This is a genomic window from Streptomyces sp. GS7 (assembly GCF_009834125.1).
Lineage (GTDB): Bacteria > Actinomycetota > Actinomycetes > Streptomycetales > Streptomycetaceae > Streptomyces.
In genome coordinates this window covers 7,437,179-7,459,209 of sequence record NZ_CP047146.1, presented here as the reverse complement: position 1 = coordinate 7,459,209, position 22,031 = coordinate 7,437,179, and the positions used below count along the sequence as shown (strand labels likewise).

Here is a 22,031-nt window from a genome sequence, read left to right as displayed (position 1 = left end):
CCGAACCGTGGCATACCGTCCAAGCGGCGCATCATCCGTCACAATCCGGCGTATGACCGGCCATCAGCACGACCGAGCAGGGGACCACACGGGGGACCGACCGGCGGACGGGACGAAGGTGCCGGGCCTGCCGGTCCGCCGCGCGCCCTCCGCGGGCCCGCGGGCCCCCCGTCTCCGCGCCGCCCACGCGCTGCTGGCCGCGCTCGCCGGCTGGGCGGCGCTGGCCGGCTGCGGCGGCCCGGACGCGCTGGTCGGCGGCCCGCCGGCCGCCCCCGAAGAGGCGATCCGGATCCTGCCGGGCGACGGCGCGCGCGGCGTACGGGCCAACGGGCGGCTGGAGGTCCGGGTCCAGGAGGGGCGGCTGGAGCGGGTGGAGGTCACCCGCACCGGGAGCGACGGCCGGGAACCGGTGAACGGCCGGCTCTCGCGGGACGGGACGATCTGGCGGCCGGCGGCCGACTCCCTCGAACTCGGCGCCCGCTACACCGTCGACGCCATCGCGCGCGACGGCGCCGGCCGCCGCCTGGCCCGCCACACCACCTTCACCACCTACCTGCCCCCGCACCGCATCATCGGCTCCTACACGCCCGAGAACGGCACCACCGTCGGCACCGGCCTGATCTTCTCGCTGGCCTTCAACCGGGCGGTCGCCGACCGCGCGGCCGTCGAGCGCGCCATCACGGTCAGCGCCGAGCCGGCCGTCGAGATCGCCCCCCACTGGTTCGGCCGCCGGCGACTGGACTTCCGGCCCCGGCACCGGTGGCGGCCGGGCACCCGGATCACCGTGAACCTGCGGCTGCGCGACGTGAAGGCCGGCCCCGGCTCCTACGGGCTCCAGAGCAAGACCCTGCACTACCGGGTCGACCGGGACCAGATCAGCGTCATCGACGCGGCCCTGCACACCCTGACCGTCCGCCGCTCGGGCCAGGTGCTGGCGACCCTGCCGGTGACCACGGGCAACGCCGAGAACCCCACCTACAACGGGAAGATGGTGATCCTGGAGCGCCATTCGGTGACCCGGATGGACGGCGGGACCGTCGGCTTCGGCGCCGAGTACGACATCCCGGACGTGCCGCACGCGATGCGGCTGACCCGGTCCGGGACCTTCCTGCACGGCAACTACTGGGCGCCGTCACGGGTCTTCGGCGGTGCCAACACCAGCCACGGCTGCGTCGGCCTCAAGGACGTCAAGGGCGGCGGCGCGGACACCCCGGCCGGCTGGCTCTACCGGAACTCGATGGTCGGGGACACCGTGGAGGTCCGCAATTCCCGGGACCGCACGGTCGCCCCGGACAACGGCTCGGGTGGCTGGAACATGTCGTGGCCGGCCTGGCGGGCGGGCGGCGCGCCCCACTGAGCGAGCCCCCGCCCGCGCTCGTACGTACGAGCGAGAGCCCACCCTCCCCCTTGGGACTGAACGGTGACATCCGGGGGGAGTTGAGTGTCAGTGCGGTGTGGTTATCTAGCGGCACGCGCGCGGCCCGCAGGTGCCGGCGCGCGGTGGTCCGCGGGCGGTGCGAGGGGAAGAGGGGCCAGTCGTGAACGTCCAGCCGATATCGGGGGAGCCGGTCCGCCGGCGGTCGTGGCCGCGCCGGGGACGCGCCCCGCTCGGGCTGCTGCTCGGTTCGCTGCTGCTGCTGGTGACGGCGTGCGGAGGCGGGGAGGGGGACGGCGGAAAACCGTCCGGCAAGACGGGGCCGGACACCTCCGCCTCGCAGGCCGTCGTGACGATCGCGCCCAAGGACGGCGCGCACGACGTCGCCACCAACGGCGCGCTGAAGGTGTCCGCGCAGAAGGGCCGGCTGCGGTCCGTCAAGGTCAAGGACGCCAAGGGCAACGAGGTCGACGGGAAGATATCCGGCGGCGGTGCCCTGTGGGAGCCGAGCGGTCATCTCGGCGCCTCGACGCAGTACACCGTCGACGCGGTCGCCGTGGACGCCCGGGGCCGCCAGGCCGCCGAGCACGCCACGTTCACCACGCTCGTCCCGAAGAACACCTTCATCGGCCAGTACAGCCCCGAGAACGGCCAGCAGGTCGGCGTCGGGATGCCGGTCTCCCTCCACTTCACCCGGGGGATCACCGACCCCGCGGCCGTCGAGAAGGCCATCACGGTCACGGCGCGTCCGTCCGTCCCGGTCGCCGGCCACTGGTTCGGCAACGACCGGCTCGACTTCCGCCCCGAGAAATACTGGGCGCCCGGCACCAAGGTCACCCTCAAGCTCGACCTCAACGGCGTCGAGGGCCGCCCCGGCGTCTACGGGACCCAGGCCAAGGAGATCTCCTTCACGGTCGGCCGCAGCCAGATCAGCACCGTCGACGCCCGCTCGAAGGAGATGACGGTGGTCCGCGACGGCGCGACGCTGAAGACCCTTCCGATCACCGCCGGCGCACCGGGCACCGAGACGTACAACGGCCGGATGGTGATCAGCGAGAAGCACCCGGTGACGCGGATGAACGGCGACACCGTCGGCTTCGGCGGCGAGTACGACATCAAGGACGTCCCGCACGCGATGCGGCTGAGCACGTCCGGCACGTTCATCCACGGCAACTACTGGTCGGGCCGGGACACGTTCGGCACCCGCAACGCCAGCCACGGCTGTGTCGGCCTGTTCGACGTGCGGGGCGGCGACGACGGATCCACGCCGGCGGCCTGGTTCTACCGGAACTCCCTCGTCGGCGACGTGGTCATCGTCGAGAACGCCCACGACGAAACGATCCAGCCCGACAACGGCTTCGGCGACTGGAACCTCTCCTGGGACACCTGGCGGGCCGGCGGGTAGCCCGGCCGGACGCGGGGCGGCGGGCGGCGTTAACGCGTACTAACCTGCCCGCATGACTGTGAATCTCGAGGTGGCCGACGGCGTCGGCACCATCCGCCTGGACCGCCCGCCGATGAACGCACTGGACATCGCCACCCAGGACCGGCTCCGCGAGCTGGCGGAGGAGGTCGGCCGCCGCGACGACATCCGTGCCGTCGTGGTCTGGGGCGGCGAGAAGGTGTTCGCGGCCGGTGCGGACATCAAGGAAATGCAGGCCATGGACCACGCCGCCATGGTCGTCCGCTCGAAGGCGCTCCAGGACGCGTTCACCGCCGTGGCCCGGATCCCCAAGCCGGTGGTCGCCGCGATCACCGGCTATGCGCTGGGCGGCGGCTGCGAGTTGGCGCTCTGCGCCGACTTCCGGATCGCCGCCGACGACGCCAGGCTGGGCCAGCCCGAGATCCTGCTGGGGCTGATCCCGGGCGCCGGCGGCACCCAGCGGCTGGCCCGGCTGGTGGGCCCGTCCAAGGCCAAGGACCTGATCTTCACCGGCCGCCACGTCAAGGCCGAAGAGGCGCTCGCCATCGGCCTGGTGGACCGCGTGGTCCCGGCCGCCGAGGTGTACGCGCAGGCGCACGCCTGGGCGGCCCGGCTGGCGTCCGGCCCCGCGCTCGCCCTGCGGGCCGCGAAGGAGTCGGTCGACGCCGGGCTGGAGACGGACATCGACACCGGGCTGACGATCGAACGCAACTGGTTCGCCGGGCTGTTCGCGACCGAGGACCGGGAGACCGGAATGCGCAGCTTCGTCGAGGAGGGTCCGGGCAAGGCCAAGTTCCGCTGATGCGCCTGGTGTTGACGGGGCACCTGCGGTTTGGCCGGGAGCCGGTGCCCCGTGCGGGCGAATTGCCGAAAACCTCGTTGCACCTTAAGAGAACCTTGCGGGCGGGTCCCGTCGGTCCGCCGCCGGTCCGCCGTCGGCGCAGGTCAGCGGGGTGACGCGGAACCTTAACTGCCGTTGGCATATGTCTGATCGGGGGTGTGGGGCCGGCGATTCCGGACAACGGATTCCGCCGGTTCCGCCCCCGGGGTGCCGAGTAGCGGCCATGATGGGGGCATGGCGGGCCTCGATGGAATGGAGCAGCCGCGGCCGGGGAGTGGTACGGCCGCCGCGCGTCGGTGCGCTCCCGGTGCGGACGGGGAGGCGGCTCCGGCGCCCGCCGGTCCGGCGTCCGCGCCCCTCGACCTGGTCGGCGACCCGACCCTGGGCGAGGTCAGACTCCCGTCGCGCCCCCAGTCCGCCGGCACCGCCCGGCGGTTGACCGCCGAGGTGTTCCTCAAGCAGTGGTCGCTCTCGCCGCAGCTCGCCGAGCACGCGGTGTTGCTGGTCTCCGAGTTGGTCGGCAACGCCGTACGGCACACGGGGGCCCGCACGTTCGGGCTGCGGATGCTCCGCCGGCGCGGCTGGATCCGCGTCGAGGTGCGCGACCCGTCCCGCGGGCTGCCCTGCCTGATGCCGGTACAGGCGATGGACACCAGCGGCCGCGGCCTCTTCCTCGTCGACAAGCTCTCCGACCGCTGGGGCGTGGACCTGCTGCCGCGCGGCAAGACCACGTGGTTCGAGGTGCGGGTCAACGACCGCTGACCGGGGTGCCCCCCGACACGGGACCGGGGTCCTCCCGCGGGGTGTCGCGGGGTGGGCCCCAGTAACCCGACCTCCGGCGGGCGGAAGGGGTGGGCCCGCGGGGTCGTGGACGGCCCGGAACGCATCGGCGGGGCCGACTATGGCAGGCGAGGCAGGGGCCGACCAAAGACGCGAAACTGCGTGTATCCGGGCATAGTGCTACTAATCGATCCGTCTCCGCGGGGTGAGGTGTGCCACCGCGGGCCACCGCGGGGCGTCGCGCGCCGGCGGTCCGTAGGATGGGACGTTCATCCGCGCGCCGGACCGGACCACCGGACGCAGACCAACGGATCACCGAGCCCGCCGGACACGGACCAGCGGAGCGGGACCGCCACCGAGGGGGAGGGAACATGCGCCAGCTGCGCCGGTCGGCGACGCTGACCCTGCTGCTCCTCCTCGCGGTCACCTTCGGGCCCATGCTCTGCCGGATCGGCGGCGACCAGGCATGGCTCGCGGGCCGGGCGGCGAACGCCACGGCGGCCTGGGAGTCCGGCGCCGCCGGCCCGGCCGCGCAGCGCGGTCTGCCGCTCGCCGAGGCCGCCCCGGTCGCGGTCGCCGACACCTCCAAGAAGTGCTCCGGCCGCCATGCGCCGAGCCCCGACGAATCGGCCCCGATCCCCGCGCCGCACCGCGCCGAGCCGCTCGCCCCGGCCACCACCGGGACCGGGCCGCTCCCCGCGGACCTGACCGCGCAGTTCGCGCGGGCCCGCCCGCCGACGGACGGCGCCACCGCCACCGACCACACCGCGCTCCTGCCCGTACTGCGGATATAGGCCGCTGCCCCGACGCACCCGCCTGTCGTTTTCCGCTTCCGTACGTCTGGAGCTCCCGCATGCCCACTTCCGCTTCCCCCACCCGAAAACTGGCCGCGATCGGCGCGGTCGTCGCACTCGTCGTGGCCGTGATCGCCATCGCGGTCGCCGTCGGCAAGGCCGTCGAGGGCGGCCGGGACGAGGGCGGCACCGCCGCACCCGACACCGCCGCCTCCGCGCAGTCCCAGGAGGACCCCGCACAGCAGAAGCTGTACGACGACTTCGCCCGGCGCACCAGCCGGCGCGTCGCCGGCGACCCGCTGGCCGTCGGCAAGCCGGACGCCCCCGTGGTCCTGGTCGAGTACGCCGACTACCAGTGCTCCTTCTGCGGGCGCTTCACCCGCGAGACCCAGCCCGCGCTGATCAAGAAGTTCGTCGACGCGGGCACCCTGCGCATCGAGTTCCGCAACTTCCCGGTCTTCGGCGCCGACTCCGAGCGCGCCGCCCGCGCCTCCTGGGCCGCCGGCCGGCAGGGCAGGTTCTGGCAGCTGCACGACCAGCTCTACGCCGAGACCCGCAAGGGCGACGCGCTGGCCGAGGACAAGCTCGTCGACCTGGCGCGCGCGAGCGGTGTGCCGGACATCGAGAAGTTCCGCGCCGACCTGAAGAGCCCCGCCGCCGACCAGGCCCTGAAGAAGGACCAGGACGAGGGCTACCAGCTCGGCGTGCAGTCCACCCCGTCCTTCCTGATCAACGGCCGGCCGGTGGCCGGGGCCCAGCCCACCGGGGTCTTCGAGCAGGCGATCACCCGGGCCGCCGCCGCGGCGAAGGGCGGGCACGGCACCGCGGGGGCCGGGAAGTGACCACCGACATCGGCTACCTCGCGGCATTCCTGGGCGGCGCGCTGGCGCTGGTCAGTCCGTGCAGCGCGCTGCTGCTGCCGGCGTTCTTCGCGTACTCCCTCGCCAACCCCGGCCGGCTGCTGGCCCGTACCGGCGTGTTCTATCTGGGACTGGCCACCACGCTGGTGCCGCTGGGCGCGGCCAGCACGGCGGCCAGCCGGCTGTTCAACGGCCACCGCGATCTGCTGGTCGCGGTCGGCGGCTGGGTGGTGATCGCGATGGGGCTCGCGCAGATCCTGGGCCTGGGCTTCGCCTCGAAGCGCGCCCAGGCCGCCGCCGCCCGGATCACCCCGCGCTCGGCGCTCTCCACCTTCCTGCTCGGCTGCGTCTACGGGCTCGCGGGCTTCTGCGCCGGCCCGATCCTGGGCGCGGTGCTGACCGTGACCGCGGTCAGCGGCTCACCGCTCTACGGCGCCTCGATGCTCGCCGTCTACGCCCTGGGCATGGCGCTGCCGCTGTTCGTCCTGGCGCTGCTGTGGGACCGCTTCCGGCTCGGCACCCGCGGCTGGCTGCGCGGCCGGGCCTTCCGCCTCGGCCGGCTGGAGCTGCACACCACGTCCGTGCTCTCCGGCGTCTTCTTCATCGGCATCGGCGTACTGTTCCTGCGCTTCAACGGGACCAGCGCGCTGCCCGGAATCCTGGACCCGGACGCCGAGATGCGGCTGGAGGAGTGGGCGACCCGGATCGGCGACGGCGTACCGGACTTCGTCCTGATCGCGCTGGCCGCGCTGGCCGCCGCCGCGGTGCTGGGCCGGATCGCCCTGCGGTCGGAGCGCACACCGCGGCCGGCGGACGACACCGCCGGGCCGCAGCCGGGGACCTCCGGCCGCGACCCCGGCCTGCCCGACGGGGCAGGCCCCGAGCCATCGGACCGGTCCTAAGCACTCAGCCGCCGGTGCCAGCGCGGATGCGGCCGGGGGCGCGGGCGGGCGTGCGGGGGGTGGGCGTCCGCCCGGCGCCGCCGGTCGTTGCAGAGCAGGCACTTGCCGTAGCCCGGCGGAAGGGGGTCCTCCGGGTCGCCGTAGAGCGGATCCACCGCGCCGTTGGGGTGCAGGGCGCAGCCCGTCGGGCCGGTGGGGTCCTCGCCCAGCGAGCTGGCGGCGGTCAGCGCGCGGCGGAGGGCGTCGACGAGCCGGTCGGCGTCCCGCCGGGTGGGCGCGGACGGCAGGGCGGAGGCGAGGTCGGAGGCGGTGGTCAGCGCGGTACGGAGTTCGCGCAGGCTTGCGTAACCCATGTCCTGGAGAGTAGGCGGCCCCACTGACAGTTGATCTTCCGATCGCACTTCGTGGCTTCCCATGGCCGCATGCATGCCCGCTCCGGCCCATGGTTTAGCACCGGGACGGTGACCGCCCCCTTGCCGGAGCATGACAGAACGGGGTGCCCCCACCGCGCGGGCGCGGGCACCCGCGGCGTCACGGGGCGATCGGCAGCGCCCGCTTGTGCTCGGTGAGGCGGTAGCGCCGGACGATCGACGCGAAGGCGTCCGCGTCGACATGGCGGCCCTCCAGGAAGTCGTCGATCTGGTCGTAGGTGACGCCGAGCGCGTCCTCGTCGGGCTTGCCCGGGTCGAGGGTCTCCAGGTCGGCGGTCGGGACCTTCCACACCAGCTCGGCCGGAGCGCCCAGGGCCTGCGCCACGGCGCGCACCCGGCGCTTGGTGAGCCCGGTGAGCGGTACGACGTCGGCCGCGCCGTCGCCGAACTTGGTGAAGAAGCCGGAGACCGCCTCGGCGGCGTGGTCGGTGCCCACGACCAGGCCGTCGTGGGCACCGGCGACCGCGTACTGGGCGATCATGCGCTGCCGGGCCTTGATGTTGCCCTGGACGAAGTCCTGGTGGTGGGCGTCGCGGAAGGTGACGCCGCCGGCCACCGACGCGGCCAGCGCCGCGTCGCTCGCCGGGCGGACGTCCACGGTCAGCAGCCGGTCGGCGCGGATGAACTCCACCGCCAGCTGCGCGTCCTTCTCGTCCGCCTGCTCGCCGTACGGCAGCCGCATCGCGTAGAACGTCGCGTCGTGGCCGGCCGCGCGGGCCCGCTCCACCGCGAGCTGGCAGAGCCGGCCCGCGGTGGTGGAGTCGACACCGCCACTGATGCCCAGCACCAGGGAGCGCAGACCCGTGGACGTCAGCCGCTCTGTGAGGAAGGCCACCCGGCGCTCGATCTCCCGCTCGGCGTCGAAGGCCGTGGTGGCCGGCGCCACCTGGAGTTCCTGGGCTATGTGCTGCTGCAGGGCCTTGGACGCCGGGTCGGTCACGGGTGCTCCTCTGATTCTCGTCACGCGCTGTGCGCACATTCCGCGAGATGGTCACGCGGTGTGTCCATGGCGCGCATCCGGATACTGCCGGAGAAGTTTATGCGGGGTGCGCCCAGCTCTTGAGCTCGGCCTTGTCGGAGAAAGCGGCGACGTCCTTGTCCAGCGGCTGGTCCGTGTACTGGTGGATACGCCACTTCGCCTTGACCCGCGGCTGCCCGGCGGTGACGTAGTCGGCGATCCACAGGCCGTCCGCGGCATACGACGTGGTGTCGCGGTTCAGCCAGAAATCGCGGTTGCAGTAGAGCAGCACGCGGTGCGAGGGCCGCAGTTTCTTGACCTCCAGGAGGAACTGGTCCTTCTGCGCGTTGCTGGCGTACGAGCCGTCCCCGGTGGTCTCCCAGTCGGCCGCCAGCAGGTCGCCGTGGACCGAGGCGCATTGCTCGACGAAGTATTGCGCCTGGGCCGCGATATTCCCCGGCCACAGGAAGTGGTAGAAACCGACCACGGCGCCCGCCTCGCGTGCCCGGGCGGCCTGTGCCGACTGGTGCGGATTGACGTAGGAGCGGCCTTCGGTGGCCTTGATGAATACGAAGTCCAACCCCTGGGCGGAATAACCGGTGTTGTAGGAGCTGACATCGACACCGTGCAGCATGAGCGACCTCCTGCCGAATCGGATCTGCGAAATGCGAAGCGTCATCTGCGCGAAACGGCAGCGGCCCCCCAGCAGTTCAGCATGTTCACGACCGGAGACGCCAGATCGACGCGCTGAAGTTCCCGGCTGCGCAGGCGAGTTGGTGACGCATGGCACCGGTGGGACGGATGGTGCGGGAGGGGGTGCGGGGCCCGCTCAGAGGCCGGTCGTCGGAACGCCGCCGGCGCCGGGCTCCGGCCGCGCGTCCAGGCGCCGCCGCAGCCGCCGGACCTGTTCGCGCCCCCGGGCCCGGCCCGCCGTGGCGGCCCGGCGCAGCACCCGGCCGCGGCGGGTCGCCCGCAGGTCCCGGAAGAGCAGCTGGTACCGCTCGGCTATCGGCTCGGGGTCGTAGCGGTACGCGCCCGCCAGCGCGGCGGCGCCCATCTCCCGGCGGCGCTCCGGGTCCTCGATCAGGTCGAGCAGCGCGCCGGCCAGCGCCCGTCCGTCGCCGCGCGGCACCAGCACACCGTCCGCGCCGTCGTGGACGATCTCGGCCGGGCCCAGCGGGCAGTCGGTGCTGACGACCGGTACGCCGCAGCGCATCGCCTCGACGAGGGGCATCCCGAACGACTCGGCGTCCGAGGCCGAGGCGACGATCGACGCCTTGGCGAACTCCTCCTCGATCGGCGACCGCGGCCCGGTGAGTTCGGCCCGCCCGGACAGCCCCAGCCCGTCGATGAGGTGCTGCAGCCGGGTGCGTTCGGCGCCGTCGCCGTGGATGCGCAGCCGCCAGTCGGGGTGCTTGACGGAGACCGCGGAGAACGCCTCGATCAGCAGGTCGAAGCGCTTGCCGCGGACCAGCCGGCCGGCCGCCGCGATGATCTTCGAGCTGCCGTCGGACGGCGGCCCGGCGGGCGCCGGGACGATGTCGGGGACCGCCAGGATCCGTACGCCGGGCAGCGGCATCCGCGTGCGGTAGACCGCCGCGTCCGCCTCGGTCGTGGTGACCACCGCGTCCAACGCCCGGTAGTGGTGGGCGAGTTCGGTCCGCAGCTCGGCGCTGTGCGCGTCGTGCCGCAGGTGCTCCTGGGCGATCCGCAGGGCGCGGCGGGGGGCGAAGCGGGCCAGGTAGACGTTGATGCCGGGCCGGGTGCCGATGAGCACGTCGGCGTCGCTGCCGCGCAGGAACTCCGCGGCGCGGACGTCGACCAGCCGGCTGTAGTGGTGGTGCCGCTTCTCGGCGAGCGGGAAGTCCACCGCGGGCTCGCCGAACAGCGGATGCGCCATGTCGTCGCTGCCCACCCGGGCGTCCACCAGGGGAATCAGCCGTACCCGGGGGTCCACCGCGAACCGCGGGACCTCGCGGTGCCGCAGCATCGACACGATCTCGACGTCGTGCCGGTCGGCGAGCGCGGCGGCGAGGTTCAGGGTGGTGCGGATGGTGCCGCCGATGGCGTACGCGTCGTGCAGCAGGAGGGTCACCTTCAGGCGGCCCCGGCGCCCGGCCCGGCCCGTACGGCCGGTGCGATCCGCACGGCCCGTGCCGTCCGTGCGCCCTGCGTCATCCGTGCTCTTCATGCGGTGCATATGGTGCTCTTCACGCGGTGTCGGCCCGGTGTGTCCGGGGGTGCCGGCCTGCTGCGGCCGGCCGGGACCCGGGGCGGTGTCGTCCGCCCCCGCCGGCCCGTCCGGCACCGGTCACCGTCCCGGGACGGGGTAAGCCGAGGACGTGCGCCGGGTGAGAGCCCGGTAAGAAACCCACCGGCCGCAGACCCCCCGGACCGGTCTTGGCAGACTTGCCGGGTGACCCATTCCGTACTGCTCGCCGAGGACGACCGCCCCATCCGCACCGCGCTGGAGCGCGCCCTGACCCTGGAGGGGTACCGGGTCACCGCCGTCGCCGACGGGATCCAGGCGCTGGCCACCGCCCACCGCGAGCGGCCCGACGTGATCCTGCTGGACGTGATGATGCCGGGGATCGACGGGCTCCAGGTGTGCCAGGTGCTGCGCGCCGAAGAGGACCGCACCCCGATCCTGATGCTCACCGCACGGGTCGGGACCGCGGACCGGATCGCCGGCCTGGACGCCGGGGCCGACGACTACGTGGTCAAGCCCTTCGAGGTCGAGGAGGTGTTCGCCCGGCTGCGGGCGCTGCTGCGGCGGACCACGGCCGGGCCGGCGGCTTCGGGGGACCGCGGGGCCGGGTCCGCCGAGGCCGGGGAGGCGTACGACGCCAGGGCGGCGGGCAGCGGTGTCGTCGAGGCGGCCGACCTGCGGATCGACGGTCCCTCGCGGCGGGCCTGGCGCGGGGAGCGGGAACTGGAGCTGACCCGGACCGAGTTCGAGCTGCTGGAGCTGCTGGCCCGCAACGCCGGGATCGTCCTGGACCACGCGACGATCTACGACCGCATCTGGGGCTATGACTTCGGTCCCGGCTCGAAGAACCTCGCGGTGTACGTCGGCTATCTGCGGCGCAAGGTCGACGTACCGGGCAGCCGGCCGCTGATCCACACCGTGCGCGGCGTCGGCTACGTCCTGCGGGAGGACTGAGTGCCCCCGTCCCGCGGCCCGCGGTGGTCCGGCCTGCGGCGGCTCGCCGCCCGGCCGGCCACCCGCCTGTGGGGCTGCCGGCCGGTCGCCTGGCTGCGCACCCGCAAGCCCGCCAGCCTGCGCACCTCGTTCGCGCTGGCCTTCGCCGCCGGGGCCGCGGGGGTGACCGTCCTGGTCGGGTTCCTCGGCTACGACGCGGCGGCCCGGCTGGTGCGGATGGACGAGAGGTCCGTGTTCTCCGAGGTCGTACGGGATCTGCGGTCCCAGGTGCGGGAGCGGCCGTACACGCCCGCCGACTACGCCGTCGCCGACCGCGGCCACGACGGGCCGCGCGAGGACCTGACCCGGCCGGCCCGGACGGACGTGCAGATCCTGGGCGCCGGCGGGCGGGTCGTCGAACCGGGCCACCCCGCACTCCCGGCCGGGGACGCCGAGCGGAACATCGCCGCCCACCGTGAGGCGGGCCGCTACGTACAGGGCGAGGCGCAGCTCGACGGCCACGCCTACCACCTCGCCACCGTGGCGCTCGGCGACGGGCGCGGCGCCGTCCAGGTCGCCCGCACGGTCAGCGGGACCGAGGACCTGCTCGCCGCGCTCCAGAAGCGCACCGTGCTGCTGGCGGCCGGCGTCATCGCCCTGGCCGGCGCCGTCGGCTGGTGGCTGGCCCGCCGGATCACCGGCCGGCTGGTCCGGCTGACGTCGGTCGCCGAGCGCGTCGCGGAGCACGGGCCGGCGGACGTCCAGGTACCGGTCGCCGGGCGCGACGAGGTGGCCCGGCTCGGGCGGGCCTTCGACGACATGCTCGGGCGGCTGACCAGCGCGGTGCAGGACCAGCAGCGGCTCGTCCAGGACGCGGGCCACGAACTGCGCACCCCGCTGACCTCGCTCCGTACGAACATCTCGCTGCTCCGGCGCTTCGACGAGCTGCCGCCGGACGCCCGCGGAGAACTGCTCGCCGACCTGGCGGGCGAGGCCCGCGAACTGACCGACCTGGTCAACGAGTTGGTGGACCTGGCGGCCGGACAGCGTGACGACTCCCCGCTGTCGGACGTGCGGCTGGCCGAGGTCGCGGACCGCGCCGCCGCCTCCGCCCGCCGCCGCACCGGCCGCGAGATCACCGTGCGCACCAGCCGCCCGGCGGTCGTCGCGGGCCGGCCGGCCGCGCTGCACCGCGCGCTCGGCAACCTCCTGGAGAACGCCGCCAAGTTCGACGCCGACGGCACCGAGCCCATCGAGGTCGTCGTCACCGGCGCCCGCGTCGAGGTCCTCGACCGCGGTCCGGGCATCGCCGAGGCCGACCTCGCCCGGGTCTTCGACCGCTTCTACCGCGCCCCGGCCGCTCGCGGCCTCCCCGGCTCGGGCCTGGGCCTCGCGATCGTCCGGGAGATCGCGGCGGCCCACGGCGGGCAGGTCTTCGCGACCGTGCGCCCCGGCGGCGGGGCCGGCATCGGCTTCACGGTGGGCGGCGGGGAGCCGGGTGCGGAACAGCGCCGCCCGGCCGCCCCGGCCCGCGGTGCCTCGGGCCCCTGTCTCAGCCCCTGCCCCGGTCCCCGTGGTGCTCGCCCTGGGCCGACTCCACCGTCTGGTGCAGATCTGCCGCCGCCTCCACCGCGGCGGCCGCGGAGAAGGTGATACAGGCCAGCAGCGCGGCGGCTATCAGCCGGCGGCCGTGCAGGCCGGGGTGGCGGCGGGGGTGGTCGGCCGGGTGGTCGGGGGTCAGCAGCGCGGCGACCCGGCGCGGGACCGGACCGGTGGTGGCGGCGAGCGCGGTGCTCGGGCGGGGGAGCGCCGTGGCGTGCGCGCGGGCGGCCAGCGCGGCGCGGCCGATGGCGCGGGCGGTGACCCGGCGGTCGCCCACCCGGGAGGCGGCCGATTCGTCGGCCCAGCGCTCCAGGGCGTACGCCAGCGAGGGCCGCAACCCGCGAAGCAGCGGATGGCAGGCCGAGGCCAGCGCGACCGTCAGCAGGAAGAGGTGGTGGCGGCCGGTGAGGTGGGCCCGCTCGTGGGCGAACAGGGCCTCCCGCTCGGCCGGCGGCAGCGCCCGCAGCATCCCGGCGGTGACCACGACGCGGTCCGGCCGGCCGGGCAGCGCGAAGGCGTCGGGCGCGGCATCGGGCAGGACGCACAGATCGCCGGCGAGGGAGTGCGCGTCGGCGGTGCGCCGGGCGGCGCGCAGCTCGGCGCGGTGGCGCAGCGCGCGGCGGATGACGGCGATCGCGCAGCAGGTCAGCAGCGCGCCGGCCACCGAGGCGGCCGGCACGGTCACGTCCGCGTCGCCGCCCAGCAGCGACAGCGAGAGATGGCCGAAGGCGGCGACCGGCGGCAGCCACAGCGCCCCGGCGGCCAGCAGCAGGCCGAGCGCGGCGGTCGTGCAGGCGGCCAGGGCGGCGGCGCAGCCGGTGAGCAGCCAGGCCGCGGCGCGCGGCGGCAGCGACTCGGCGAGCCGGCGGGCGGCCGGCACCGCGAGCAGCGGCATCAGCAGCGGGATCCAGACGGCGAAGATCATGGCGCGGCCCCGGGCAGCGGGCCGCCGGCGCCGTCGGCCTCGGCGTCGTCCAGCAGCGAGCGCAGCAGCTGCTCGTCCTCGGTGGTCAGCTCCGAGACGAAGCGGGCGAGCGCGGTGCCGCGGTCGTCCTGCTTGTCGAGCTCGCTGCGCATCCGCCGGGCGGTCAGTCCCGCGGAGTCGTGTATCGGCGAGTAGGCGAAGCCGCGGCCCGCCCGGGTGCGGGACACCGCCCCCTTGTCGTGCAGCCGGGTGAGGATGGTGGTGACGGTCGTACGGGCGAGCCGGCCGCCCACCGCGCTCTGCACCTCGGCGGGGCTCAGCGGGCCCTCGGCCGCCCAGAGCGCCGCCAGCACGCCCGCCTCCAGCTCACCGGCCGGGCGCCGCTGCACGGGTGATGTCTCCGACATGGAACGCCCTCCACCTTTCCGTCGTCTACAGTTCTGTAGACCGTCTACGGGGCTGTAGACGGTGGGGTCGGCCGCTCGGCAGGCCCGGAACCCATTATGGGAGGGGCCACCGACATGGCCGTAGCCGCCGCAGATCTCCACCTGGGTGCGGTCACCCAGGCGGTCAACATCCTCGACGCCGGCTCACTGCTCGCCGCCTTCGGCGCCCTCGGAGTCGCCGTCGTCCTCTTCGCCGAGACCGGGCTGCTGGTCGGCTTCCTCCTGCCCGGCGACTCGCTGCTGTTCACCGCGGGACTGCTGTGCGCCCCGGGCGTCGGCGGCGCCGTCCACCTCTCGCTGCCCCAGGTCCTGGTGTCCGCCGTCGTCGGCACGCTCGCCGGATCCCAGACCGGCTTCTGGATCGGCAGGCGCGGCGGCGGCGCGCTGCTGGCCCGCGGCCGTTCCCGCAAGCTCCAGGACGGCGCCGCCCGGGCCGAGGAATACCTGGAGCGCTACGGCCACGCCAAGGCGATCATCCTGGCCCGCTTCGTGCCCGTCGTCCGCACCGTGCTCAACCCGCTGGCCGGCGCCCTGAACGTGCCCACCCGCACCTTCACCCTCTGGCAGATCACCGGCGGCCTGGTCTGGACGTTCGCCCTCACCCTCGCCGGATACGCCCTGGGCTCGTCCGTCCCCAACGTCGACCGGTACCTTCTCCCGGTCGTCGGCCTCGTCGTGATCGCCTCGCTGACCCCGCTCGCCCTCGAAGTGCTGCGTTCCCGCAAGCGGCGTCCGGGCGCCGAACAGGGCACCGAACCGGTCGCCGAATCCGGCACCGCGCCTCCGGCACACTGAAGGACCCGGCACACTTGCTGAAGCACGCGGCCGGCCCCGGCTTCCCGAAGGCCGTCCCGTCCCCAGCCCACGCACCACGTAGCGACCCGCCAAGGAGAAACCCCAGTGACCGACCTCGCCTTCGGCGGAGCCTCGATCGACGGCGGCCTGTACACCTCTGTGACCGGCTTCGCCCAGGAGATGCCGCACTTCCTGAACGTCCTGGTCTCCGTCTGGACCGACTTCGGCCTCGGGATCTTCGCGGTCCTGATGCTCGTCGGCTGGTGGCGGGCCCGCCAGCGGCTCGGCGGCAGCTCCCGCCGCCGGCTCGACCCCGGTGAGATGCGGCACACCGCCCCCGTCGCCATGGCGAGGGCACTGGCCGTCCCCGTGATCGTGGTCCTCGCCTACGTGGCCAACGACGTGGTCAAGGCGTTCTTCCACGAACAGCGCCCCTGCCAGACCATCCACACCGTCACCGTCGAGGCGTGCCCCCCGCTGGGTGACTGGTCCTTCCCCAGCAACCACTCGGCCATCGCCGCCTCCGCCGCGGTGGCCCTGATCCTCCTGGACCGCCGGCTCGGCTGGATCGCCGTCCCGGCAGCCCTCCTGATGGGCGCCTCGCGCGTCTGGGTCGGTGCCCACTACCCGCACGACGTCCTTGTCGGACTGATCGTCGGCGCCCTGGTCGCCGCGGTGCTCATGCCGCTCGCCCGGCGCGCCGCCCCGCTCGTCGAACGGCTCCGCGACACCTCGCTGCGCCCCCTGGTGTCCGCCAGGTGACGACGCCGGGGGCGGACCCGGCACCGGGGCCCCGGCCGGGCCCCGGTCCGGAGCGCGCACCGCGCCCCGGACCGGCACCGGCCCGCCCGCTCGCCGTCGCGGCGGCGGCCGCGGCCCTCTTCGCCGCCGCGGCCACCGTCATGGCCGTACGCGACGGAGCCCCGCTCGCCCCCGAACTGGCCGCCCTCCACTGGAGCACGGCCCACCGCGGGGAGCCGCTGCGCTCCCTGGCCCGCGCCCTGACGACGACCGGCACCGGCGTCGTCCCGTACCTGATGGCGGTCCTCGCCGGACTGCTGGCCGGCCGCACCTGGCGCGGCCGGCGCCGCGCGGTGACGTGGGCGGTGGTCGTGCTGGCCGCCGGCCAGGCGATCCGCTACGGCCTGATGGAACTGCTCGCCCGCCCCCGCCCGCCGGTCGCCGACTGGGCCGCCGGGGCAACCGGCTACTCCTTCCCCTCCGGCCACTCCACCACCTCCGTACTGGCCGCCGGCATCCTCGCCTGGGGCGTGCTGCACCGCACCCGCCCCCGCGCCGGCCGCCTCTGGTGCGCCCTGCTCGCCCTCTGGGCCGCCGGCGTCGGCCTCACCCGCGTCTACCTCGGCGTCCACTGGGCCGGCGACGTCCTGGCCGGCTGGCTCCTGGCCACCGCCCTGCTCGCCGCCGCGCTCCTCCTGGAACCGCTGGTCGGCGCCCGCCGGGCCCGGGGCGCGCCGGAAGCTCCCCCCTCCGCTTGTCCATGAATCGCTGACGAACGGCCCAGGTCTTCGCCAAGGCCGCATGGACGCCCGGCACGCCGAGCACCACTGTCCTGGGTACCGGCGACCGGGGAGCGCTCACCGGCACCTGAGCCGATTCACCGTGCACCACCGCGTGACAGGGGGGACAGCAATGGATCATTCGCTTGACGTCCCGACGGCCGGCCGTCCGGCCGCCTGGGGCGATCCCCGCGGCCGCTGCGCCGCCGCCGCGGTCGCCGACCCGACCCCGTGCGAGGGCCCGCGCGACGCCGCCACCATCGTCGCCCGCGACGGCAGAGAGGTCGCCGGCTGCGTCCACCACTGCGCCCGCCTCCTGGCCGGCCTGGACGGCGCCCGCGTCCACCCGTTCGTCCCGTCCGCACAGGCCCTGGACATCTACTCCCGGGCCCGCGAACTCCCGCCCTTCGCCTGGGAGATCGGCAGATAGCCCGGCCCGTGCAGCCGGCCGGACGCCCCCGGACGCCGGCCGGCGCCCCGCCGCCCGGGCGAACTCCTCGCCCCGGAAGGCCGGTTGCCCCGCTCCGTGCGGGACGGTGCCGACCGCCGGGGCCGCGGCGAGGTCGTCAGTCCGTCGACCGAGCGGCCGGCCCCGGAACGGCCGGGTCAGCACTCGATGATGTTCACCGCCAGCCCGCCCCGGGCCGTCTCCTTGTACTTGACGCTCATGTCGGCGCCGGTCTCCTTCATGGTCTTGATGACCTTGTCGAGGGAGACGTGGTGGCGGCCGTCGCCGCGCAGGGCCATGCGGGCGGCGGTTACGGCCTTCACGGCGGCCATGCCGTTGCGTTCGATGCAGGGGATCTGGACGAGGCCGCCGACGGGGTCGCAGGTGAGGCCGAGGTTGTGTTCCATGCCGATCTCGGCGGCGTTCTCGACCTGTTCGGGAGTGCCGCCGAGGACTTCGGCGAGGCCGCCGGCGGCCATGGAGCAGGCGGAGCCGACCTCGCCCTGGCAGCCGACCTCGGCGCCGGAGATGGAGGCGTTCTCCTTGAAGAGCATGCCGATGGCGCCGGCGGCGAGCAGGAAGCGGACGACGCCTTCCTCGTCGGCTCCGGGGACGAAGTTGGTGTAGTAGTGCAGGACGGCGGGGATGATGCCGGCCGCGCCGTTGGTGGGGGCGGTGACGACGCGGCCGCCGGCGGCGTTCTCCTCGTTGACGGCCATGGCGTAGAGGGTGACCCATTCCATGGCGCGGGCGGCGGCATCGCCTTCGGCGCGCAGGGCGCGGGCGGCGTTGGCGGCCCGGCGGCGGACCTTCAGACCACCCGGCAGGATGCCCTCACGGGACATCCCGCGCTCGACGCAGCCCTGCATGACCCGCCAGATCTCCAGCAGGCCGGTGCGGATCTCCTCCTCCGTCCGCCACGCCTTCTCGTTCTCCAGCATCAGGGCGGAGATCGACAGGCCGGTCTGCGAGGAGAGGCGGAGCAGCTCGTCGCCGGTGCGGAAGGGGTGCGTCAGGACGGTGTCGTCGAGCTTGATGCGGTCCTGGCCCACCGCGTCCTCGTCGACGACGAAGCCGCCGCCGACCGAGTAGTAGGTCTTCTCCAGCAGGGGTGCGCCGGCGCCGTCGTAGGCGAACAGCGTCATGCCGTTGGCGTGGTACGGCAGCGAGCGGCGGCGGTGCAGGACGAGCTGGGTGGACTCGTCGAAGGCGATCTCGTGGGCGGTGCCTATCTCGGCGCCGAGGAGGCGCAGGCGGCCGGTGGTGCGGATGCGTGCGACCTCGTCGTCGGCGGTTTCCACGTCGACGGAGCGGGGCGAGTGGCCTTCGAGGCCGAGGAGGACGGCCTTGGGGGTGCCGTGGCCGTGGCCGGTGGCACCGAGGGAGCCGAAGAGCTCGGCGCGTACGGAGACCGTCTGGGCGAGCAGACCGTCCTTCTTGAGCCGGCCGGCGAACATCCGGGCGGCGCGCATGGGGCCCACGGTGTGCGAGCTGGAGGGGCCGATGCCGATGGAGAAGAGGTCGAAGACGGAGATGGCCACGGGGGCGGACTCCTTTGTCTGCTCGTGATGGATGGTGGAGCAAGTCGGGCAGGAGGGGTGTTTCCGTCCCGACTGTCGAGCGTAACCCGCTCGGGTGGTGCTGCCGCCGGACGGTGGGCGTCGGGCGGATGTCGGCGGGAACAACGGAGGAATCCGGGCAGCAGGGCGCGAGCCCGGGGCCGGTGGCCGGCCCCGGGCTCGCCGCCCGCCACGTCCCGGCCCGCGAACGGGCCGGTGCTCACGCCATGAGACGCGTCACAGGGACGGGTAGAGGGGGTACTTCTCGGCGAGCGCCGTGACCCGGGCCTTGAGGGCGTCGCGGTCGTAGGTGGGCTTGAGGGCTTCCGCGATGATGTCGGCGACCTCGCGGAAGTCGTCGGCCTGGAAGCCGCGGGTGGCCAGCGCGGGGGTGCCGATGCGCAGGCCGGAGGTGACCATCGGCGGGCGGGGGTCGTTCGGGATGGCGTTGCGGTTGACGGTGATGCCGACCTCGTGGAGGCGGTCCTCCGCCTGCTGACCGTCGAGCTCGGAGTCGCGCAGGTCGACCAGGACGAGATGGACGTCGGTGCCGCCGGACAGGACCGAGACGCCGTACTCCTTGACGTCGTCCTGGACGAGGCGCTCGGCGAGGATCTTGGCGCCTTCGAGGGTGCGCTGCTGGCGCTCCTTGAACTCCTCGGAGGCGGCCACCTTGAAGGAGACGGCCTTGGCAGCGATGACGTGCTCCAGGGGGCCGCCCTGCTGGCCGGGGAAGACCGCGGAGTTGATCTTCTTGGCGAGTTCGGCGGTGGAGAGGATGACGCCGCCGCGGGGGCCGCCGAGGGTCTTGTGGGTGGTGGTCGTCACGACATGGGCATACGGGACCGGGGACGGGTGCAGGCCCGCGGCGACGAGGCCGGCGAAGTGGGCCATGTCGACCATGAGGTAGGCGCCGACCTCGTCCGCGATGCGGCGGAAGGCGGCGAAGTCGAGCTGGCGCGGGTAGGCGGACCAGCCGGCGACGATGAGCTTGGGGCGGTGCTCCTTGGCGAGGCGCTCGACCTCGTCCATGTCCACGAGGTTGGTCTTCTCGTCGACGTGGTAGGGGACGACGTTGTAGAGCTTGCCGCTGAAGTTGATCTTCATGCCGTGGGTGAGGTGTCCACCGTGGGCGAGGTTGAGGCCCAGGATGGTGTCGCCCGGCTTGATCAGCGCGAACATGGCGGCGGCGTTGGCCTGTGCGCCGGAGTGCGGCTGGACGTTGGCGGCCTCGGCACCGAAGAGGGCCTTGATCCGGTCGATGGCGATCTGCTCGACGACGTCGACGTGCTCGCAGCCGCCGTAGTAGCGGCGGCCGGGGTAGCCCTCGGCGTACTTGTTGGTGAGGACGGAGCCCTGGGCCTCCATGACGGCGACCGGAGCGAAGTTCTCCGAGGCGATCATTTCGAGGGTGGACTGCTGGCGGTGCAGCTCGGCGTCGACGGCGGCGGCGACGTCGGGGTCGAGCTCATGGAGGGAGCTGTTGAGAAGCGACATGAGATCTTCCTGGAGGATCGGGAGGGGTGCGAAGCTCCGGCAGGGGCGGGCTCAGCCGGCGGCGAAGGCGGTGTACTCGTCGGCCGTGAGCAGGTCTTCCGGCTCGCCGCTGACCTTCACCTTGAACAGCCAACCGCCCTCGAACGGGGCGGAGTTCACCAGCGAGGGGTCGGCGGCGACGTCCTCGTTGACCTCCGTGATCTCGCCGTCGACGGGGGAGTAGAGGTCGCTGACCGACTTGGTCGACTCCAGCTCACCGCAGGACTCGCCCGCGGTGACCGTGGCGCCGACCTCCGGGAGCTGCACGAAGACGACGTCGCCGAGCGCGTTCGCCGCGTGCTCGGTGATGCCGACCGTCGAGACGCCGCCCTCGGCGTCCGACAGCCACTCGTGCTCCTTGCTGTAGCGCAGCTGCTGGGGGTTGTCCATGGTTCGATTCTCCTGTACGCGAGGGTGTGGTGGTGACGGGGGTCGCCCCTGGCGAGGCCGGGGGAGGGTCGTGCCGGGAGAGGCGCGGCGGTGCGCCGCTGCCGCTTCCGCGGCCGGTGAACCGTTACTGCGGCGCGGCCGACCGCTACTTCTGCCGCTTGTAGAAGGGCAGCGCGACGACCTCGTACGGCTCATGGCTGCCACGGATGTCCACCCGGACACCCTCGGTGCCCGGCGTGGCGTAGGCCGCGTCGACGTACGCGATGGCGATCGGCCTGCCGAGGGTGGGGGAGGGCGCCCCGGAGGTGACCTCGCCGATGACCGTGCCGTCGGCCGCGACGACCGGGTATCCGGCGCGCGGCACCCGGCGGCCCTCGGCGATCAGGCCGACCAGCTTGCGCGGCGGTGCGGTCTCGGCGCGCTCGGCCGCCGTCGCCAGCGCGGCGCGGCCCACGAAGTCCCCGCCGTTGGTGGTCTTCTCGAACTTCACCACCCGGCCCAGACCGGCGTCGAACGGCGTGGTGGCGGAGGTCAGCTCGTGCCCGTACAGCGGCATACCGGCCTCCAGGCGCAGCGTGTCGCGGCAGGACAGTCCGCAGGGGACCAGGCCCACCGAGGCGCCGGCCTCGGTCAGCGCCTCCCACAGGGCGACCGCGTCCGCCGGCCGGACGAACAGCTCGAAGCCGTCCTCGCCGGTGTAACCGGTACGGGCGATCAGCGCGTCCACGCCGGCGACCTTGCCGGGCAGGCCCGCGTAGTACTTGAGCCCGTCCAGGTCGGCGTCGGTGAGCCCCTTGAGGATGCCGGGGGACTCCGGGCCCTGCACCGCGATCAGCGCGTAGGCGTCGCGGTCGTCGCGGATCGCGGCGTCGAAGCCGCCGGCCCGCTCGGTCAGCGCGTCCAGCACCACCTGGGCGTTGGAGGCGTTGGCGACGACCATGTACTCCTGGTCGGCGAGCCGGTAGACGATCAGGTCGTCGAGGATGCCGCCGTCGGGCGCGCAGATCATGGTGTAGCGGGCACGTCCGGTGGCGACGCCGCCGATGTTGCCGACCAGCGCGTAGTCGAGGAGGTCGGCGGCCCGCGGGCCGCTGACGGTGATCTCGCCCATGTGGGAGAGGTCGAAGAGGCCGGCGCGGGTGCGGACCGCGACATGCTCGTCGCGCTCGCTGCTGTAGCGCAGCGGCATGTCCCAGCCGGCGAAGTCGGTCATGGTCGCGCCGAGCGCGCGATGGGTGGCATCCAACGCGGTGCGGCGGGGGGCTTCAGTCATCGTTCCGGGCTCCCAGGCATGGGTGACAAGA

Annotated in this window: 23 protein-coding genes; 13 read left to right on the top strand and 10 right to left on the bottom strand. The window is 73.9% G+C overall.

Annotated elements, in window-relative coordinates; all coding sequences use genetic code 11:
- Positions 1-52: 52 nt before the first annotated feature.
- The 7 genes from GR130_RS32340 to GR130_RS32310 all read left to right on the top strand — a co-directional run bounded on the left by GR130_RS32340 (position 53) and on the right by GR130_RS32310 (position 6,975).
- Positions 53-1,357, top strand: coding sequence for a L,D-transpeptidase (locus GR130_RS32340; protein WP_159507987.1), 1,305 nt, complete (start codon positions 53-55; stop codon positions 1,355-1,357).
- 181 nt (positions 1,358-1,538) lie between these two features.
- Positions 1,539-2,780 (top strand): L,D-transpeptidase, encoded by a 1,242-nt coding sequence (locus GR130_RS32335; RefSeq protein WP_159507986.1) that lies wholly within the window; start codon positions 1,539-1,541, stop codon positions 2,778-2,780.
- Positions 2,781-2,832: 52 nt separating this feature from the next.
- The gene (locus GR130_RS32330; protein WP_159507985.1) at positions 2,833-3,600 is read left to right on the top strand and encodes an enoyl-CoA hydratase/isomerase family protein; all 768 of its coding nucleotides are present in this window, start codon (positions 2,833-2,835) and stop codon (positions 3,598-3,600) included.
- A 273-nt stretch (positions 3,601-3,873) separates the two neighbouring features.
- Positions 3,874-4,401 carry an ATP-binding protein gene (locus tag GR130_RS32325; protein WP_159507984.1) on the top strand — a complete coding sequence of 176 codons (528 nt, stop codon included), beginning with the start codon at positions 3,874-3,876 and terminating at the stop codon, positions 4,399-4,401.
- 389 nt (positions 4,402-4,790) lie between these two features.
- Entirely contained in the window at positions 4,791-5,213 is a 423-nt protein-coding gene (locus tag GR130_RS32320) for a hypothetical protein (RefSeq protein ID WP_159507983.1), read from the top strand.
- Positions 5,214-5,272: 59 nt separating this feature from the next.
- On the top strand, positions 5,273-6,055 hold the full coding sequence (locus GR130_RS32315) for a DsbA family protein (RefSeq protein WP_159507982.1): 783 nt from the start codon (positions 5,273-5,275) through the stop codon (positions 6,053-6,055).
- Positions 6,052-6,975 (top strand): cytochrome c biogenesis CcdA family protein, encoded by a 924-nt coding sequence (locus GR130_RS32310; RefSeq protein ID WP_159507981.1) that lies wholly within the window; start codon positions 6,052-6,054, stop codon positions 6,973-6,975. Before GR130_RS32315 ends, GR130_RS32310 begins: the two co-directional genes overlap by 4 nt.
- Here the strand turns inward: GR130_RS32310 and GR130_RS32305 are convergent.
- The 4 genes from GR130_RS32305 to GR130_RS32290 form a co-directional block, all read right to left on the bottom strand.
- The gene (locus tag GR130_RS32305; RefSeq protein ID WP_159507980.1) at positions 6,972-7,328 is read right to left on the bottom strand and encodes a hypothetical protein; all 357 of its coding nucleotides are present in this window, start codon (positions 7,326-7,328) and stop codon (positions 6,972-6,974) included. The two genes, GR130_RS32310 and GR130_RS32305, sit on opposite strands and share 4 nt — an antisense overlap.
- 178 nt (positions 7,329-7,506) lie before the next feature.
- The gene (gene nadE / locus GR130_RS32300) at positions 7,507-8,346 is read right to left on the bottom strand and encodes an ammonia-dependent NAD(+) synthetase (RefSeq protein ID WP_159507979.1); all 840 of its coding nucleotides are present in this window, start codon (positions 8,344-8,346) and stop codon (positions 7,507-7,509) included.
- Between the two features lie 97 nt (positions 8,347-8,443).
- Positions 8,444-8,998: a GH25 family lysozyme gene (locus tag GR130_RS32295; RefSeq protein WP_159507978.1), complete on the bottom strand. Its 555-nt coding sequence runs from the start codon at positions 8,996-8,998 to the stop codon at positions 8,444-8,446.
- 195 nt (positions 8,999-9,193) lie between these two features.
- Positions 9,194-10,465: a glycosyltransferase family 4 protein gene (locus tag GR130_RS32290; RefSeq protein WP_159510348.1), complete on the bottom strand. Its 1,272-nt coding sequence runs from the start codon at positions 10,463-10,465 to the stop codon at positions 9,194-9,196.
- A gap of 315 nt (positions 10,466-10,780) precedes the next feature.
- Between GR130_RS32290 and GR130_RS32285 the strand changes: the two genes are divergently transcribed.
- Both GR130_RS32285 and GR130_RS32280 read left to right on the top strand, forming a co-directional pair.
- Entirely contained in the window at positions 10,781-11,527 is a 747-nt protein-coding gene (locus GR130_RS32285; protein WP_159507977.1) for a response regulator transcription factor, read from the top strand.
- Between the two features lie 66 nt (positions 11,528-11,593).
- Positions 11,594-13,159 (top strand): sensor histidine kinase, encoded by a 1,566-nt coding sequence (locus tag GR130_RS32280; RefSeq protein WP_159510347.1) that lies wholly within the window; start codon positions 11,594-11,596, stop codon positions 13,157-13,159.
- On the opposite strand, the gene GR130_RS32275 is transcribed toward GR130_RS32280, so the two are convergent.
- The gene (locus GR130_RS32275) at positions 13,059-14,033 is read right to left on the bottom strand and encodes a M56 family metallopeptidase (protein ID WP_159507976.1); all 975 of its coding nucleotides are present in this window, start codon (positions 14,031-14,033) and stop codon (positions 13,059-13,061) included. The two genes, GR130_RS32280 and GR130_RS32275, sit on opposite strands and share 101 nt — an antisense overlap.
- Complete coding sequence (locus GR130_RS32270) at positions 14,030-14,440, bottom strand: BlaI/MecI/CopY family transcriptional regulator (RefSeq protein WP_159507975.1); 411 nt, start codon at positions 14,438-14,440, stop codon at positions 14,030-14,032. The genes GR130_RS32275 and GR130_RS32270 overlap by 4 nt, the downstream gene beginning before the upstream one ends.
- Positions 14,441-14,554: 114 nt before the next feature.
- Here GR130_RS32270 and GR130_RS32265 point away from each other — a divergent pair, with 114 nt between their 5' ends.
- The 4 genes from GR130_RS32265 to GR130_RS32250 all read left to right on the top strand — a co-directional run bounded on the left by GR130_RS32265 (position 14,555) and on the right by GR130_RS32250 (position 17,224).
- On the top strand, positions 14,555-15,274 hold the full coding sequence (locus tag GR130_RS32265) for a DedA family protein (protein WP_236573745.1): 720 nt from the start codon (positions 14,555-14,557) through the stop codon (positions 15,272-15,274).
- A gap of 105 nt (positions 15,275-15,379) precedes the next feature.
- Positions 15,380-16,036 (top strand): phosphatase PAP2 family protein, encoded by a 657-nt coding sequence (locus GR130_RS32260; RefSeq protein WP_159507973.1) that lies wholly within the window; start codon positions 15,380-15,382, stop codon positions 16,034-16,036.
- Entirely contained in the window at positions 16,033-16,779 is a 747-nt protein-coding gene (locus GR130_RS32255; RefSeq protein ID WP_236573743.1) for a phosphatase PAP2 family protein, read from the top strand. Before GR130_RS32260 ends, GR130_RS32255 begins: the two co-directional genes overlap by 4 nt.
- A gap of 148 nt (positions 16,780-16,927) precedes the next feature.
- Complete coding sequence (locus GR130_RS32250; protein ID WP_159507972.1) at positions 16,928-17,224, top strand: hypothetical protein; 297 nt, start codon at positions 16,928-16,930, stop codon at positions 17,222-17,224.
- 176 nt (positions 17,225-17,400) lie between these two features.
- Here GR130_RS32250 and GR130_RS32245 read toward each other — a convergent pair whose 3' ends face one another.
- From GR130_RS32245 to gcvT, 4 genes are all read right to left on the bottom strand, one after another.
- The gene (locus tag GR130_RS32245) at positions 17,401-18,783 is read right to left on the bottom strand and encodes an L-serine ammonia-lyase (RefSeq protein ID WP_159507971.1); all 1,383 of its coding nucleotides are present in this window, start codon (positions 18,781-18,783) and stop codon (positions 17,401-17,403) included.
- 255 nt (positions 18,784-19,038) lie between these two features.
- Positions 19,039-20,298 (bottom strand): serine hydroxymethyltransferase, encoded by a 1,260-nt coding sequence (gene glyA / locus GR130_RS32240; RefSeq protein WP_159507970.1) that lies wholly within the window; start codon positions 20,296-20,298, stop codon positions 19,039-19,041.
- A gap of 51 nt (positions 20,299-20,349) precedes the next feature.
- Positions 20,350-20,727: a glycine cleavage system protein GcvH gene (gene gcvH / locus GR130_RS32235; RefSeq protein ID WP_159507969.1), complete on the bottom strand. Its 378-nt coding sequence runs from the start codon at positions 20,725-20,727 to the stop codon at positions 20,350-20,352.
- Between the two features lie 145 nt (positions 20,728-20,872).
- Positions 20,873-22,000, bottom strand: coding sequence for a glycine cleavage system aminomethyltransferase GcvT (gene gcvT / locus GR130_RS32230; protein WP_159507968.1), 1,128 nt, complete (start codon positions 21,998-22,000; stop codon positions 20,873-20,875).
- Positions 22,001-22,031: the final 31 nt, after the last annotated feature.

What these genes read in the sequence shown, in the direction of transcription:
- GR130_RS32340 (WP_159507987.1), top strand. Translation starts at nt 53, where the DNA reads ATGACCGGCCATCAGCACGACCGAGCAGGGGACCACACGGGGGACCGA.
- GR130_RS32330 (WP_159507985.1), top strand. Translation starts at nt 2,833, where the DNA reads ATGACTGTGAATCTCGAGGTGGCCGACGGCGTCGGCACCATCCGCCTG.
- GR130_RS32325 (WP_159507984.1), top strand. Translation starts at nt 3,874, where the DNA reads ATGGCGGGCCTCGATGGAATGGAGCAGCCGCGGCCGGGGAGTGGTACG.
- GR130_RS32320 (WP_159507983.1), top strand. Translation starts at nt 4,791, where the DNA reads ATGCGCCAGCTGCGCCGGTCGGCGACGCTGACCCTGCTGCTCCTCCTC.
- GR130_RS32315 (WP_159507982.1), top strand. Translation starts at nt 5,273, where the DNA reads ATGCCCACTTCCGCTTCCCCCACCCGAAAACTGGCCGCGATCGGCGCG.
- GR130_RS32305 (WP_159507980.1), bottom strand. Translation starts at nt 7,328, where the DNA reads ATGGGTTACGCAAGCCTGCGCGAACTCCGTACCGCGCTGACCACCGCC.
- GR130_RS32295 (WP_159507978.1), bottom strand. Translation starts at nt 8,998, where the DNA reads ATGCTGCACGGTGTCGATGTCAGCTCCTACAACACCGGTTATTCCGCC.
- GR130_RS32275 (WP_159507976.1), bottom strand. Translation starts at nt 14,033, where the DNA reads ATGATCTTCGCCGTCTGGATCCCGCTGCTGATGCCGCTGCTCGCGGTG.
- GR130_RS32270 (WP_159507975.1), bottom strand. Translation starts at nt 14,440, where the DNA reads ATGTCGGAGACATCACCCGTGCAGCGGCGCCCGGCCGGTGAGCTGGAG.
- GR130_RS32265 (WP_236573745.1), top strand. Translation starts at nt 14,555, where the DNA reads ATGGCCGTAGCCGCCGCAGATCTCCACCTGGGTGCGGTCACCCAGGCG.
- GR130_RS32250 (WP_159507972.1), top strand. Translation starts at nt 16,928, where the DNA reads ATGGATCATTCGCTTGACGTCCCGACGGCCGGCCGTCCGGCCGCCTGG.
- glyA (WP_159507970.1), bottom strand. Translation starts at nt 20,298, where the DNA reads ATGTCGCTTCTCAACAGCTCCCTCCATGAGCTCGACCCCGACGTCGCC.
- gcvH (WP_159507969.1), bottom strand. Translation starts at nt 20,727, where the DNA reads ATGGACAACCCCCAGCAGCTGCGCTACAGCAAGGAGCACGAGTGGCTG.
- gcvT (WP_159507968.1), bottom strand. Translation starts at nt 22,000, where the DNA reads ATGACTGAAGCCCCCCGCCGCACCGCGTTGGATGCCACCCATCGCGCG.